Genomic DNA, 17,526 nt, shown 5'->3' with positions numbered 1-17,526 from the left:
TTGAAAATTTTATTTAGATTAAAAAAACACCTTTGCTTCCTTTTTTTATGTGTAATAACATATAATTTACAAGCTCAAGCCCCAACAGATTGTGTGGATGCGGTAACCGTTTGTGGAAATTCGGAAATTAACCTCAACGTTAACGGTATTGGAACCCAAGAACTTAATGGTTTGAATAACTGTGGAAGTTATGAAAATAATAGTTTATGGCTAAAAGTAACGTTGGTCACTGATGGCACATTAGGGTTTATATTGACACCTCAAAGCACCAACATTCGGGAAGATTATGATTTTTTCGTATTTGGTCCTAATGCAGTTTGTGGAAATTTAAGTCCTGCCATTCGCTGTTCAACGACTAATCCGCAAGCAGCGAACCAAGGCAACAATCTAACAGGAATGATAGATACGGCTACCAATGCAACTAGTGGTGGACCGGGCGAATTAGGCGATAGTTTTGTGGAATGGCTTACCGTTACTGCCGGAGATACATATTTTATAGTAATAGACAGACCCGTTGGGAACAGTCCTTTCAATTTAGAGTGGATTGGAACGGCTGAATTTGCAAGTCCTCCCGTCAATGAAGCTAGTAATAGTGGAGATACAACCGCTTTGAATTTAGAAAAATGTGATGTGGTTGCACCAAATACGGATGGTAGAACTACTTTCGATTTAAGCTTAAATACCAACCAAATAACTGGGAGTCAAACCAATGTTAGCGTCACCTATTTCAGATCTGAAAGTGATGCCAACATTAATGTAGGTGAGATTATCGGTTTATTTACGAACACTACCAATCCACAAGAGGTGTATGCGAAAATTACCGACAATGCTACCGGTTGCTTCGAAATTATCCCTTTTGATCTAACCGTAAATCCGGGGCCAGATTTTAATGTTCCAACGGATTATAATTTATGTGATAATACGGATGATGGCGATGCTGCCAATGGTCGAATCGTTTTTAATTTAGATTCAAAAAATAACGAAATATTAAATGGTCAGAATGCTTCAGAATTTAATGTTTCTTATCACAAAGATCTTTTAGATGCGGAGGTTAAAGCGGATCCATTTCCAAATGCCTATTATAATGATACCGCATTTCAAGAAGTTATTTTTGTTCGTATTGAAAGCATTAGCAATCCAACGTGTTATAGTACTACGCAATTAACCTTAAATGTTCTTCCCCTACCTGAAGCTTTTAACGCCTCGCAAACCCAATGTAGTGATGATGCTTTTGGAGTTTTCAATTTGAACAATTCATTTGAAACACTAACAGGTAATACGCCAAACAGAAGTGTGAAATTTTACAGAAATTTGGTAGATGCACAATCAGAAACGAATGATATTACCAATTTCACCAATTTTGAAAATACATCCAATCCGCAAATAATCATTGCACAAGTTATAAATACAACCACTGGCTGTTCTAGTTTTTCGGAATTAACCTTGAATGTCAGTAATACATTGGTTTCAAATTCTGTAATTACTACTTGTGATGATGATGGCACCGAAGATGGCTTGCATGCCTTTAATTTAAGTGATGTAGAAGGGGAAATTTTAAATGGATTACCGGCCAATTTAAACGTGACGTATTATGAGTTTTTAGAAGATGCCTATGCTCAAGAAAATCCTATTGACGCCAATTTCACTAATAACATTCCAAATTCACAAACCGTTTATGCCCGAGTTGATAATGCAAATGATTGTTTTGGAATAGCAGAAATTGAATTAATCGTAAATCCGTTACCGTCTATTCCTGAAGATGATTTCTTATATTATTGTTTAAACAGCTTCCCGGCAACTATAACTATTGATGCTGGAACAACGAGTAGCAATTATGATTTTAGTTGGTCAACGGGAGAAACAACGTCAACTATTAACATCAATACAACAGGTACGTTTACGGTTACAGTTACAGACCGCGTTACGAATTGCTCCAAACAGCGAAATATAATTGTAGAGCCTTCAAATATTGCAACTATTGAATCCTTTGAAATTGTAGACGCATCAGATGCCAACACGGTAACGATTATTGTATCAGGCGAAGGCGAATATGAGTTTGCACTTTTTAATGCGAATGGCACCATTTATGCCAATTATCAATCTAGTAATCAATTTACCAATGTTCGACCAGGAATTTATTCCGTAAGTGTTCGCGACATTAAAAATAATTGCGGATTAGTAGATGATATGGTTTCGGTTATTGGATTTCCTAAATTCTTTACACCAAATGGCGACGGCGATAATGACACTTGGAATATTCAAGGTGTATCAGCTCTATTTCAACCGAATACCAGAATTTTAATTTATAATCGTTTTGGAAAATTACTTAAAGAATTAAGTCCTTTAGGATCGGGTTGGAATGGCACATACAATGGTCAAGTTTTACCAAATGACGATTATTGGTTTTCGGTTCAATTGCAAGATGGACGTATATTTAAAAGTCATTTCACCTTAAAACGATAACATTTAAAAATCGTACATTTAAAACTGCAACACTAACCTATGTTTCAGTTTAATAAATTAATTTTAATCCTTTACTGTTTCTTCTCGGCAACCATTTTTAGCCAAGAAATAACCCTTTTCCAACAATTTAACGGGCGTTATGATTACACCGCTATTGGAAATACGTTGAATCCATTTGAAAATAATTTAGACCGGAGTTTTTGTGAAATTTTACCAGAATCTGAAGCGGAATTAGCATTAAACCCCAATTGGAATATTGTTGCAGCCTACTTATATTGGGCAGGTTCAGGAACAGGCGATACGGAAATTAGTGTCAACGGAAATTCTTTTAGTGCAGACACGACATATTTAGTAGATTATGCAGATCCGAATTATGGACTCCTCACCTATTTTGCATGTTACACAGATATTACCAATTATGTTATAAATTCAGGAAATGGAACCTATACATTTTCAGAATTAGATATTTCACAAACACTTACTACAAATTCTGGATATTGTAATAACCGTACTAATTTTGCGGGCTGGAGTATGTATATTATTTACGAAAACACGAACTTACCCATTAACCAGATTAATATATTTCAAGGGCTAGAAATTATTAATAGAAATGTTCAAGATAAAACAATTCTGTTAGAAAACATTAATGTCTTGGATAATATTGGCGCTAAAATTGGTTTTTTAGCTTGGGAAGGTGATGTTAATTTAAATTACGGCGAATCACTTTTAATTAATAACAACATCCTATCGAATCCGCCTTTAAATCCTGCAAACAATGCTTTTAACGGCACCAATTCCTTTACAGGAAGTGACAAATTTTATAATGGCGATTTAGATGTTTATAACATTGAAAACAACATTGCTATAGGTGATAATAGCGTTGAAATAAAATTGACAACAGGCGCTGTTGATGAATTTGGCGTTATTCGGGCCGATTTAATTATTCTGAATAACATTATTACGGTACTTAATAGTCAACTTCCGGATGCCACAATTGTTGTGGATAATTATGAATTAGAATGTGCTACTAGAAATGTTAATGTCAATTTCACGGTATATAATATTAACTCAACAGACATTTTACCAAACGCAACGCCAATAGCATTTTATGCGGACGGTTTTCTGGTTGCTCAAAGTGCAACCCAAAATAGTATTCCTATTGATGGTTTTGAAGCACTATCTATAATTTTAAATATTCCGGATTCTATTCCAGATAATTTCACTCTAAAAATAATTGTGGATGATATTGGAAACGGAACGGGCTTAGTAACGGAGTTAAACGAATTCAACAATATAACGTCACAGCAAATTACTTTAATTCCAATTCCTGAAGCTACTCCATTAAAACCTTTAGAATCTTGCGATTTAAGTTTTGACAGCGCCATTTTCAACTTAACAGAACAACTTCAATATATTGAATATGTAAATATTGAAGACATAAGTTTCTATGAATCTATAGTCGATCTTTTCGCTGAAGAAAACGAAATTTTAAATCCAGAATATTTTGAAAATAGAGCAGCCCCACAAGAAATATTTATTAGAGTTAACTCGGAAATATGCTTTAGTTTTTATAACTTTAATTTAATCGTAAAAAATTGCCCACCTCATATTCCCCAAGTCTTCACACCAAATCAAGATGGCTTTAACGATTGGTTTGATATTCAAGGTTTATATAATATTTTTGAAGAACATCAACTACTAATTTATAACCGCTGGGGCACTTTAATTTTTGAAGGAAATAATGATTTACCATGGAAAGGTGACATAAACAAAGGCATTATAAATCATGGTAATCGCGTCCCGGTTGCCACCTACTTTTATGTACTTCATTTAAATGATAACAACTTTAAACCTGTTACGGGTTGGGTTTTTATAACCTATTAGATTAAATATTTGCATTTAAACGATTAATACAACCATTCGTCTGATTATTTAGTATCTTTGCGCATATTACACCTCAAATCTGATAGTTACAACCTCACATTCTTTTAAATAATGAAGTATAGTCTCTTTTTCACGTGCTTTTTCTTGGCATTTTTAAACCAAGGTTTTGCTCAAAAGATATCCATTTCAGATAACTTTTCGGCACAAGAGCTTATTGAAGAGCGTTTAATTGATGGTTGTGTAGAAATTTCTAATGTGCAATCTCTTGTTAATGGGAGCATCAATAACCTAAAAAGTTTTGGATATTTTGAACGCGCAGATTCAACATTCCCTTTTGATAACGGAATTTTATTATCTACTGGTGCCGCTGTTTCGGGAGGAAATGTAACCAATGTGAATCCGCTGAATGATGGTACACCAGATTGGCTAACAGATTCAGATTTAGAAGAGGCTTTAGGCATAACCAACACGCTAAATGCAACCGCTATACAATTCGATTTTATTTCCGTTTCCAACCAAGTTCAGTTTAATTATATTTTAGCCTCTGAAGAGTATTATGCCAATTATCCATGTGAATATTCTGATGGTTTTGCATTCCTTATTAAAGAAACGGGTTCCGCAGATCCCTATGTAAATATTGCGCTTATACCCGGAACGAGTACGGATGTAAATACCAGTACCATCCATCCTGAAATTGTAGGATTTTGTCCTGCGGAAAATGAGCAATATTTTGAAGGCTATAGTTTAGGCGATACCAATTTTAATGGTAGAACTACCGTGTTAACGGCTTCTACTGCCATTCAACCTAATGTGCAATATCATATTAAGTTGGTAATTGCCGATCAACAAGATGAAAATTTCGATTCGGCTGTTTTTATTCAAGGTAATAGTTTCAACGCTTCGGTAAATTTAGGTCCAGATATTACAACATGTGCAGACAGTGTCATTTTAAACGGAGATATTCAAAATCCTTTAGCTTCATATACATGGCTAGAAAATGGTATTCCAATTCTAGGTGAAACCAATCCGTCATTAGCCGTAAATACTTCCGGAATATATACAGTTGCTATTTCTATTCCAATTAATAATACCACTTGCGAAATTGAAGACACTGTAAATATCACCTTAAGTTCCACCCAATCGGCCGATACTATTTCAGATTTTATAGTTTGTGATGATCCTAGTAATGACGGTATTTATAGTTTCAATTTATCCATAAAAGATGCTGAAGTTTTAGATGCTGTTCCCGCTGGTAATTATAACATCTCCTATCACTTCAATCTTAACAATGCGCAGGACGGAAGTTTTCCTATTTCCGCACCTGTCCAGAATTCCGTAAACCCGCAGGTAATTTACGTGCGTATTTTAGATACGGATAATGGGTGTTTAGCTTTTGGCACATTCAATCTTATTGTGAATCCGGCACCAAATATTACTGCACCCACGCTTTTAGAAGTTTGTGATGCCGATGGGAATGGTGATAATTTTACGCTCATTGATTTAACGGTAAAAGATTCAGAAATTACAGGAGACAATCCTAACTACCAGATAACTTACCATTATAACCAAACGGATGCACAAAATGGTGAAAATCCAGTTCCAATTCCGTATTCTAATATTACGCAAAATGATCAACTTTATGTGAGTGTCATTGATATTCGTACCGGTTGTATAAATACGGCAACTTTGGATATTTCGGTTTTAGACAGTCCAGATATTGATGGACAAAGACACACTATTGACGCTTGCGCCCAAGATGATGGCGGTTATGAGAATTTCGATTTAACCTCCATCATTGATGAAGTTCTTGATGGTTTAACCAACGTTACCACATCTTTTCATGAAACCAATGCGGATGCCCAAACTGGCGCCAATCCTATTGCTAATATTACCAATTACGCCAACACAGTCCAGAATTTTCAAATTATATTTATTCGTGTTGTAGACAATGTAACCGGTTGCGCCACGATTGCATCCATTGAATTACACGCCAATTTATTAATTAATGACAGTAATATTCGTAACTTTTATATTTGTGATGATGCCTCCAACGATGGCATTGCCGAATTTAATTTAGCGAATTCAGCAAACACTATTTTAAACGGACAAGCGGATACCACCGTAACGTTTTATGAAACTTTAGTCGACTTAACGGCAGGTATAAATGCTATAGACCAAACAGTACCTTATGAAGTAACGGATTCGCCACATACGGTATTCATTCAAATTGCGAATCAAGATTGCTCGGCTGATTCCGAAATTAATCTCGTTATTCACCCTGCTTTAATATTACAGCCTTTAAATGCGGTGACCTTTTGTGATACGGATGATGACACCTTCACGTCTGTAGACTTATTTAGTTTTAACGCTTCTGTAACAACAGGAATTCCAAATTCCAGCGCCAGCTATTTTATTAATGAGCAAAACGCGTTAGATAACACCAATCCGTTACCACGTTTTTATGATAATACATCTAACCCTTTTGTAGTTTATGTACGTGTTCGAAATAATAGTACCGGTTGTTTTGATGTTGAATCTTTAGAAATTGAAGTACTGCCAGCACCTTCCACAACACATCATCAAGATGAAATTATCTGTGATGATAATCAAGATGGTTTTACTATTATAAATTTAGATGCTAAAATTTCTGAAATAGTTCCAAACACCGCTGGTTTAGATATTACCTTTCATAACACGCTTTTACAGGCAGAAACTAAAACCAATCCTATTTCGAATACAACAGCTTACAATGCCAATACTCAAACTGTATTTACACGAATTGAGCGTATTATCACAGGATGTTTTGCCATTGAAAGTTTTGATATTATTGTTAATACACTTCCTGTTTTCCTACCGATTTCCGATTTTAATAGCTGTGAAACCGATGGCAATCAAACAGCTGAATTTATTTTTGAAGAGAAAGATGACGAAATTTTAAATGGACAAGAAGACAAACGTGTTTTATATTTTCTAAACCAGAATGACGCATTAAACAGGACCAATATCCTTGATAAATCTGCGGTTTATGAAAATCAGCAAAATCCACAAATAATCCATATCCGTGTGGAAAATATCAGCGATATAAGCTGTTTCGGCTTAAGTACATTTACTATTGAAGTCGGCTCCATTCCAGTATACACGCCACCAATTAGTGTTTTTTTATGTGATGACATCTCCAATGATACGTTTGAAAGTTTCAATTTAACTACTGTTCAATCTCAAATGAGCCAAGGCAGTCCTGAAAATTTGACTATTACGTTTTACACAAGTGTAGAAGATGCCGAAAATTCAGAAAATGAAATTGGTTTAAATTATACTAATGAAAGTAACCCGCAACAAATTTATGCTCGTGTAGAAAACGGCACTTATTGTCATGACATTGCACAGTTTGGATTAAATGTAATCCAAGTTCCCCGCGTTAATCAGGCGTCTATTATGGAAACCTGTGATACAGATAATGATGGCTTTGCTTCTTTCGATTTAACTATTACAGAAACAGAAGTTTTAGAAATTAGACAAAATAATATTTTAGTAACCTATTACGAGAATTTAGATGATTTGGAAGCCAATATAAATGCCATTCCAAACCCTAGAGCTTATGTTAATACGGCAAATCCGCAAACGGTTTATATTCGTGTTAAGAATACTATTTCAGAATGTTATGTGACGGTTCCTTTAGAATTACAAGTGAATTTACCACCAGACATTAACCCAATTACCACGTTTCCTATTTGCGATACGGACGATAATATCTTTGATTTACAAGAAACTATTGAAAGTTTAATTGGCGCACAGGCAAATGTAAATGTCACATTTTACGCGTCGCAAACAAATGCTGAAACAGCTCAAGATCCTTTAGATACCAATTATAATTACAGTTCACCAAACGATATTATTCACGTTCGCGCTGAAGGCATCAATTCTGGTTGTTATGCTGTTAGCAATTTTATATTGTTTGTTAATCCAAGTCCAACGGCAACCATGCCGCCCAATTTGGAAGCTTGTGATGATGATTATGATGGCATGCTTGTTTTCAATTTGGCACAGCAAAACGATATAATATTAGGAACTCAAAATCCTGATAGTTTTTCGATAAATTATTTCGAATTAGAAATTGAAGCTATTAATAATATAAATCCAATTACCGATTTAGAATACAATGCGTTTCATGAACAAACTATTTATGCACGTGTTGAAAACAGAGCTACAGGTTGTTTTAGCATCACCAATTTTTCAACATTAATTCAACGGAAACCCCTAGTAGAAATTCCAGATCAAGCCATTTGTTTGGATAATTTGCCACTTATTGTAAGCGCGGATACAGGTTTTAATACCGATACGTATTTATGGTCAACAAATGCTACAACTTCTGAAATTGAAATTACGCAAGTAGGTTCTTATTCAGTAACGGTAACAACGGACTATGGTTGTTCTACTTCTGTAAGCTTTACTGTAATAGAATCAGAACAAGCTACCATTGAATTCACCGAAACCGTGGATTTTTCCAATCCAAACAATATAACAGTTACCATCAGTGGCATTGGAAATTACATGTATATTTTAGATAATGGTATACCGCAATCATCCAACGTTTTTTATAACGTTATTTTAGGACCTCATACCATAGAAATATATGATATAAATGGCTGTGCTTCGGCTATAAAAGACATCGTTATTATTGATGCACCTTTATTTTTTACACCCAATAATGACGGCCAAAATGATACTTGGCATATTACAGGCGTGGATCAAATTCCAGGTACCATAGTTTATATTTTTGATCGTTATGGTAAACTATTAAAAACCTTAAGCCACACATCTGCGGGTTGGGACGGAACTTATAATGGTCAGAATATGCCAACAAACGATTATTGGTTTGTTGCCAAAGTAAAAAAAGGAGATATATTTTTCGAAGTAAAAAGACATTTCACACTAAAACGCTAGAGTCTATTTCAGGATATCACCAGAAAAAAAATGCTAGGTTAGCTTTTGTGTTATAAAAAATGTTATTACGTATCTTTGCAGTCCAATTGCTAGGAATGAAAAATGCCCTTTTTATAATTACCTGTTTTTTATCGTTACTGTCGTGGTCTCAAAATGTGGAGGTTGACGCCCGCATTTATAGACCGCAAGAACTTGTTGAAGATGTACTTATTGACAGCGATTGTATTTCCAACGTTGTTGTGACAAACGCCATTAGTGGAAATTTTAATGGAACCGATTTAAGTTATGGGTATTTTGAAAACAACAATTCCAATTTCCCTTTTCAAAGTGGTATTATTCTTTCTACTGGACGCTTGCAAAATGCGGCCGGTCCCAATACAAGTTTAAGTGATGATGATGCGCCGAATTGGGCTGGCGATCAAGATTTGCAAGATGTTCTTAATGAATCCCAAACCGTTAACGCCACCACTTTAGAATTTACTTTTGAAGCCATTGCCAATCAAATTAGCTTCCGCTACATTTTTGCTTCGGAAGAATATCAGCAAGGAGATCCTAATACCTGTCGCTATTCTGATTTATTCGGATTCCTTATTCGCCCAGAAAACGAAACACAATATACCAATATAGCTATTGTTCCTAGAACTCAAACACCTATAAAGGTTACTACTGTTCACTCCGGAATTCCAGGATACTGCGACCCTATTAATTCACAGTATTTTGGTGGTTGGAATGGTCCAAATGCGCCTATAAATTTTAATGGTCAAACGAAAGTTTTAACAGCAGTCGCGAATGTTGTTCCTAACACAACGTATCATGTAAAGTTGGTAATTGCAGACCATATAAACTATCGCTATGATTCTGCCGTTTTTTTAGAAGCAGGCAGTTTTCAATTAAGTTCTAATTTAGGAAGAGATCGCATCATTGCTGAAAACAGGGCACTTTGCACGGATGAAACTTTAGAATTAAATGCATTTCAACCCGGAAACAACACCTATAAATGGTTTAGAAACGGAACGGAAATTCCAGGAGAAGTGAATGCTACTTACACCGTTTCGCAGCCAGGCGACTATGCTGTTGAAGTAGTAATTGATGGAGCCTGTTTGAGTTCTGGGAATATAATTATAGAATACGCGCCAGATCCTATTGTATCAAATACCACACTTATTGGTTGTGATTTAGATTTAAACGGACTTACAACCTACAATTTGTGGGGTGCCAGAAATGCTGTTACTAATAATGATCAGCAACTGAATATTGAAAATTTTTACACCAGTTTTGCCGGTGCAGAATCAGCAAGCAACGATGTTATTACAAATCCAGGTAATTTTAGTAATACAACTGTTTTACAAACGGTTTTTGCCCGTGTATTAAATTCTAATGGCTGTCCTGCAATTGCGGAAGTAATTTTAGACATTGCTAATAATGCTGTAAACCTGCCAGCTTTTTCCGCTTGTGATACCGATTTTGATGGCATCACGACTTTTAACATCTCAGATTTATCAACATTTATAGTTTCACAACCAGATGTTCCAAATACAGCTTCCGTTTCTTTCTACGCATCGCAAGTAGACATGGAGAGTCAAAGCAATCCTATTTCGGGAACTTATGAAAATACGAATAGTCCAAATTCGGATACTTTATTTATAAAAATAAGCGATAATGGAAACTGTTATGCGTTCACTACTTTAGATTTACTCGTTTTTGATAAACCTGAATTGCTTCCAGACTATAGCGTTTACTACTGTCTAAATTTGTCACCAACTACCATTTCAATTTCATCAGGAATTCCAAGTGGTCAGACGAATAATTACGATTATGAATGGTTTTTAAATGGAACCGATTTGATGCAGAATTCAGCTCAAATTGAAATTAATGAAATAGGAACCTACTCGGTTCTTGTGACTAATTCGGACGGTTGTTCATCAACAAGAATAATTGAAGTATTAGCATCCAACAGTCCAACAATTACAGATATTTCAGTTCAAGAAGCCTCTTCCAATAATACCATTACTATTTCAGTTTCAGGTGAAGGCATTTATGAATTTGCATTAGATTCTGGTAGTTTTCAAAATAGTGCCACTTTCACAAATGTTTCCGCGGGAATTCACACGATAACGGTTAATGACACCAGAGGCTGCGGTTTTATTACGCAAGAAGTTTCAGTATTGGGTTTTCCTAAATTTTTCACACCAAATGGCGATGGTCAAAATGATGTATGGAGACCTTTAGGTATAAACGCAAGCACACGACAATTAAAGATTTCTATTTTTGATAGATATGGAAAACTTATCAAACAGTTAAATGCCGTGAGTTCTGGATGGAATGGCACCTACAACGGTCAAGATTTAGGTTCTGAGGATTATTGGTATCGTGCAACCATGCCTAATGGAAAAGAATATTTAGGACACTTTTCGTTGGTCAGATAGTAACTACAAGTATTTACGACTAATTGAACAATTCGTTACTATCCTTGTTAGCGCTACCATAGAAAATTTCAGCGCATTAAAAAATAGGATAGGTTTTCTGTAATTTTGCAATATTCAAAAAAGCATTGCAAAATAGTGATTACCAAATGGTAAAATTATTTGCAATCCGTCTCTATACTGCGGAAACAGCGAAAAATGATTAAAAAAAATACATGAAATTCAAAATACAATCCGAATTTAAACCAACTGGCGATCAACCTCAAGCTATTAAAAAATTAGTGCAAGGCATTGACTCGAAAGAAAAGTACCAAACGCTTTTAGGTGTTACAGGTTCCGGAAAAACATTTACGGTTGCCAATGTTATTGAAGAAACACAAAAACCAACCTTGGTTTTAGCGCATAACAAAACATTAGCTGCTCAATTATATTCTGAATTTAAGCAGTTTTTTCCTGAAAATGCGGTAGAATATTTTGTGTCTTACTACGATTATTACCAACCGGAAGCCTACATTCCTGTTTCTGGAGTTTATATTGAAAAGGATTTATCTATAAACGAGGAAATAGAAAAAATGCGATTAAGCACAACCTCTTCCCTACTTTCGGGCAGACGTGATGTGATTGTTGTAGCATCAGTTTCCTGTTTATACGGTATTGGAAACCCAGTAGAATTTCAAAAAAACGTTATTTCTATAGAACGTGATCAAGTTATTTCACGAACAAAATTATTACACCGTTTAGTTCAAAGTTTATATTCTAGAACGGAAGCCGATTTTAATCATGGTAATTTCCGCATAAAAGGCGATACGGTTGATGTGTTTCCAAGTTATGATGATCATGCTTTCCGAATTCACTTTTTTGGCGATGAAATTGAAGAAATTGAAGCCTTTAATGTGCAAACTAATGAGCTGATTGAAAAATACGACCGACTCAATATTTACCCAGCCAATATGTTTGTAACGTCACCAGACGTTTTACAAGGTGCTATAAAAAGCATTCAGGACGACTTGGTGTTGCAATATGATTACTTCAAAGAAATAGGAAAACATTTAGAAGCAAAACGCTTAAAAGAAAGAACCGAATTTGATTTAGAAATGATTCGGGAATTGGGTTATTGCTCGGGTATTGAAAACTATTCGCGCTATTTAGACGGCAGATTACCTGGCACGAGACCGTTCTGTTTATTGGATTATTTCCCAGACGATTATTTGATGGTTGTGGATGAAAGTCACGTAACCATTTCACAAGTCCATGCTATGTATGGTGGGGATTTCAGCAGAAAATTAAATTTAGTAGATTACGGATTCCGTTTACCAGCCGCTATGGATAACCGTCCTTTGAAATTTGAAGAATTTGAAGCCCTTCAAAATCAGGTTATTTATGTGAGTGCCACTCCAGCCGATTATGAACTACAAAAAACCGATGGTGTTTTTGTGGAGCAGATTATTCGCCCAACAGGATTGTTAGATCCGGTAATTGAAGTACGACCAAGTTTAAATCAGATTGATGATTTAATTGAAGAAATTCACCAGCGTATTGAAAAAGACGAACGCACTTTAGTAACCACTTTAACCAAGCGTATGGCGGAAGAACTGACTAAATATCTAGATCGGATTCAAATTCGCAGCCGCTATATTCACAGTGATGTGGATACTTTGGAACGTGTGGAAATTATGCAGGACTTGCGAAAAGGTCTTTTTGATGTTTTAGTTGGCGTTAACTTACTTCGTGAAGGTTTAGATTTACCAGAAGTATCATTAGTTGCCATTTTAGATGCCGATAAGGAAGGTTTTTTACGTTCGGCAAGATCATTAACACAAACGGTTGGCCGTGCCGCAAGAAACCTCAACGGTAAAGCCATTATGTATGCTGATAAAATTACTAAAAGCATGCAAAAAACGATGGATGAAACCGAGTACAGACGCGAAAAACAAATTGCATACAACACCAAACACAATATGGTGCCAACAGCGTTAAACAAAAGTTTAGATAACGCGTTAACTAAAAACTCGGTTAGTACCTATAGTTACGCGTTGGAAGCTGCCAAAGCTGCAGAACCTGAAAATCAGTATTTGAATAAAGGGGAGTTAGAAAAGAAAATCCGTGAAAACCGGAAACAAATGGAACAAGCTGCCAAAGCTTTAGACTTTTTAGAAGCGGCTCAATTCAGGGATTTAATTAAAAGTTATCAAGATAAATTAGAGAAGTTGAAGGTGTAGTTAATTATATTGTACTTTAAAAATATCGATTAACACGTCTGGCGGAACAATTTTATTAGGAAAGCTTTCCATTAAATACAATACTTTATTAATGGATTCATGGCTTAAACCCATCCGTAATCCGTAATTATGAAGTTTAATCTTTTCTTTTGGTGAATTGTCGTCGTCTATATTCATCAATAAAACCAAGCGATGGAATTGTACAATACGTTCGCTATGCGATTTTAAATGCACGTAATTAATGGGGTTTTCAATCAGGTAATCAAAATCTTCTCGTGAAATTTCAAGTTGCCTCGCTATCGCCAATAGAAAACTGTATTCTATTGGTTTCAAGTCGCTTTCATTTTTAGCAAATGAAATCATTTCTGACAGGAGACTTAATTTTTCAACCCGGTTAATTATCATGAGGAATGGATTAATATTTAGTGTATAAAGATACGCACAAAGACTATTTAATAATCCGTGATAAATTGTAACTTGTCGAAAATTTGAATGCATTTTAACGTTAATTTCCTACTATTACTCCAAATTAACGATTTAATTAATTGATTTTCAGTTATTTATACAAAAAATGCATTTCGTCGGTTTTTCATAATTCGGCGTGTAAAACAAACTAATAGTAAGCACTATGACAAACAACGATATTTTCAAAAAATTACGTGTTGCATTGCAACTTCGCGATGACGAAATCGTCAAAATTTTAGAACTCGTAGATTTTAGAATTACTACCAGTGAATTAGGTGCTATTTTCAGAAAAGAAGATCATCCAAAATACATGGAATGTGGTGACCAAATACTCCGAAATTTCTTAAACGGTTTAGTAATTCACTTACGTGGTCCAAAAACTGAAAAGAAAGCCAAACCAACTGCACATCCAAAAGTTGAAGCAGCAAAAAAACCAGCGGTTAAAAAACCAGAAAAAAAGTAAGGTGTTTTTAGACTTTAAGAGCACCGATTTAGTAGGCTCATTTTAAAAAGCTTCAATTCAATAAAATATTAAAATTGAACCTTTTCTATCATTTCGAACTGCAGATGAAGTAACAATCCTAAAACCGAATTTGGTTTACTTTTATAAACTAAAAAAGCTCTCAAATTATTTGAGAGCTTTTTTTTATGATTAAAATATCTAATTATTTAGATAATACTTCATGTACTTTATCAGCAGCTTCTTGGAATTCTGTAGCACTCATAACGGCTAATCCAGAATTATCAATTAACTCTTTTGCAATATCAGCATTGGTACCTTGAAGACGCACAATAATTGGCACTTCAATATTACCCATGTTTTTGTAAGCATCAATTACACCTTGCGCAACACGGTCACAACGAACAATACCACCAAATATGTTGATAAGGATAGCTTTCACGTTTGGATCTCTTAAAATCAATTCAAAAGCTACTTCCACACGAGCGGCATCAGCTGTACCACCAACATCTAAAAAGTTTGCTGGCTCACCACCTGCTTGCTTAATTAAATCCATAGTTGCCATTGCAAGACCTGCACCATTTACCATACAACCCACGTTACCGTCAAGATCAACATAGTTAAGTCCAGATTCCTGAGCTTCTACTTCAATTGCATTTTCTTCACGTAAATCACGTAAAGCCGTATAATCTTTATGACGAAATAATGAATTATCATCTATGGTTACTTTCGCATCCACAGCCATAATTTTATCATCACTTGTTTTTAACACCGGGTTAATTTCAAATAAAGAAGCATCAGACTTGTCATAAGCTGTATATAAAGCGGTAACAAACTTGGTCATTTCTTTAAAAGCATTACCAGAAAGACCTAAATTGAAAGCAATACGACGTGCTTGAAATGGCATAATACCAACAGCAGGATCTACTTCTTCCGTAAAAATTAAATGAGGCGTTTCTTCAGCAACGGTTTCAATATCCATTCCACCTTCCGTAGAATACATAATCATGTTACGACCTGTAGCACGATTTAATAAAACAGACATATAATATTCTTCTGGTTCATTATCTCCAGGATAATAAACATCTTCAGCAACTAATACTTGATGAACACGCTTACCTTCAGCAGTAGTTTGTGGCGTTACTAAATCCATTCCAATGATTTCACCTGCAATTCTTTCCACCTCTTCAAGGTTCTTTGCAAGCTTAACTCCACCACCTTTACCACGTCCACCAGCATGAACTTGCGCTTTAATTACGTGCCAGCCCGTACCTGTATCTTCTGTTAGTTTTTTGGCAGCTGCAACTGCTTCTTGAGCATTTTGAGCAACTATACCACGCTGGATACGTACACCAAAACTACTTAACATTTCTTTTCCTTGATATTCGTGTAAATTCATCTTATAAATTCGTTTGTCGTTTTCTCAGAAAGAGAAAATCATTAAATTTTCGTTGCACAAAAGTAATCAACCTAACGCTTTTAAACAATAAATTTCAAAAGTTGTTTGCGGTTTGCTTGAAAATTTATTTCTTAAGAAACTTCTTCGTTAAAACACCACTAGATGTTTGAATCGTAACCATGTAAAGTCCACTTTGTAAAGCGGAAACATCTACCGATTTTGAAGCCTCATTATTACGAATAATTATACGACCATTCATATCTGAAATCTGAATAGACTGAATCGTGTTTGGCGCATTATAATGAATATTTACTACATCAGTAACAGGATTAGGAATTACCTGAAACGTATTTTGAACTAAATCGTTTTTAGTTGTGGACAGCGGATTCGTTAAGAAACTTTCCATAAGTGTTATGGTATCATTAACGCCGGCAAAAGTAAAAACAATAACGGCCGTATTAGATCTAAATACAACATTACCATTCATATTGTCATAATAGTAATACGATGTTTGATCAACGGTTCCATTAAAAATAAAAACAGACAAGTTTAAATTTTGAACAACTTTTAATCGTGTTACGTTTCCACTATATGCACCTTGACCAAGATCATTCATATTTAAAGTTCCATGAGCATCCACTGTTGTTGTAATAGTTCCTGTAAAAGTTCCAGATGCCGCATCACTTGTGAAATTTCCTGCAACACTATCTGAATTAGAATTAGTATACGTCATAGGGAAATTACCCAATAACGCATTATTAGTGGCATAATTTAAGGTTATTCCCGATGCAGAAAGTCCTGTAAACGAAAAAGCCGTTCCCACTTTTTTGGCGAAAATATTATTTTGTTCCGGTAAACCTGTTGTTGTAACCGTCAGAACTTCCGTAGTTCCTGGGTAAGTACCTAAATCGGCAGCAGAAGGCGCAGCATAGGAATCTGTATTTGTGCCTAATGCGGTTAAATTGGTGAAATTCCATGTAATGCCTGGGCCGGCAACGGTTTGATCTAGTGCTGGTGTAGATTCTACAATAGCATAAGATGATAAAGGAATACTAAAAAAATTGTTAATGGGTGCTTGAGCGTAACCTAAAAGCGTTACAAATGTCGATAAGAAGAGTAATTTTTTTTTCATTTTATTATATTAAGTTAATAGCGGTTTAAATGTACAAAAACCGAAATGCTAAACTTAAAAAAAATGAATTTTTGGATAAAACGAACCTGCTAGACGTTTAAGTGCTAGATGATATAAATTTAAGATCCCTTTTTAAT

General features: G+C 35.1%; 9 protein-coding genes. 6 read left to right on the top strand and 3 right to left on the bottom strand.

The features are described from left to right. The 5 genes from ES674_RS07355 (at position 1) to uvrB (ending at position 13,933) form a co-directional block, all read left to right on the top strand. Positions 1 to 2,463: a T9SS type B sorting domain-containing protein gene (locus tag ES674_RS07355; protein ID WP_246125987.1), complete on the top strand. Its 2,463-nt coding sequence runs from the start codon at positions 1 to 3 to the stop codon at positions 2,461 to 2,463. Positions 2,464 to 2,502: 39 nt separating this feature from the next. Continuing rightward, a complete protein-coding gene (locus ES674_RS07350; RefSeq protein WP_148403296.1) occupies positions 2,503 to 4,347 on the top strand; it encodes a gliding motility-associated C-terminal domain-containing protein in 1,845 nt (614 codons plus the stop codon). Between the two features lie 111 nt (positions 4,348 to 4,458). Continuing rightward, positions 4,459 to 9,291, top strand: a complete 4,833-nt coding sequence (locus tag ES674_RS07345; RefSeq protein ID WP_148403295.1) for a T9SS type B sorting domain-containing protein — start codon at positions 4,459 to 4,461, stop codon at positions 9,289 to 9,291. Positions 9,292 to 9,350: 59 nt separating this feature from the next. After that, positions 9,351 to 11,717, top strand: a complete 2,367-nt coding sequence (locus ES674_RS07340; RefSeq protein WP_246125986.1) for a T9SS type B sorting domain-containing protein — start codon at positions 9,351 to 9,353, stop codon at positions 11,715 to 11,717. A gap of 212 nt (positions 11,718 to 11,929) precedes the next feature. After that, entirely contained in the window at positions 11,930 to 13,933 is a 2,004-nt protein-coding gene (gene uvrB / locus ES674_RS07335) for an excinuclease ABC subunit UvrB (RefSeq protein WP_148403294.1), read from the top strand. Here the strand turns inward: uvrB and ES674_RS07330 are convergent, their stop codons facing one another. Next, entirely contained in the window at positions 13,934 to 14,335 is a 402-nt protein-coding gene (locus ES674_RS07330) for a TerB family tellurite resistance protein (protein ID WP_148403663.1), read from the bottom strand. 226 nt (positions 14,336 to 14,561) lie between these two features. Between ES674_RS07330 and ES674_RS07325 the strand changes: the two genes are divergently transcribed. After that, entirely contained in the window at positions 14,562 to 14,861 is a 300-nt protein-coding gene (locus tag ES674_RS07325) for a DUF1456 family protein (RefSeq protein ID WP_148403293.1), read from the top strand. 202 nt (positions 14,862 to 15,063) lie between these two features. Here the strand turns inward: ES674_RS07325 and sucC are convergent, their stop codons facing one another. Together sucC and ES674_RS07315 are read right to left on the bottom strand one after the other, a co-directional pair. Further along, positions 15,064 to 16,257: an ADP-forming succinate--CoA ligase subunit beta gene (gene sucC / locus ES674_RS07320; protein WP_148403292.1), complete on the bottom strand. Its 1,194-nt coding sequence runs from the start codon at positions 16,255 to 16,257 to the stop codon at positions 15,064 to 15,066. Positions 16,258 to 16,381: 124 nt separating this feature from the next. Next, positions 16,382 to 17,389, bottom strand: a complete 1,008-nt coding sequence (locus tag ES674_RS07315; protein ID WP_148403291.1) for a T9SS type A sorting domain-containing protein — start codon at positions 17,387 to 17,389, stop codon at positions 16,382 to 16,384. Positions 17,390 to 17,526 lie beyond the last annotated feature (137 nt).

Origin of the sequence: Bizionia myxarmorum, assembly GCF_008086205.1 — a bacterium.
GTDB lineage: Bacteria > Bacteroidota > Bacteroidia > Flavobacteriales > Flavobacteriaceae > Algorimicrobium > Algorimicrobium myxarmorum.
Note: the sequence above shows the minus strand (reverse complement) of the source record. Positions and strands in the feature narration are given on the sequence as shown.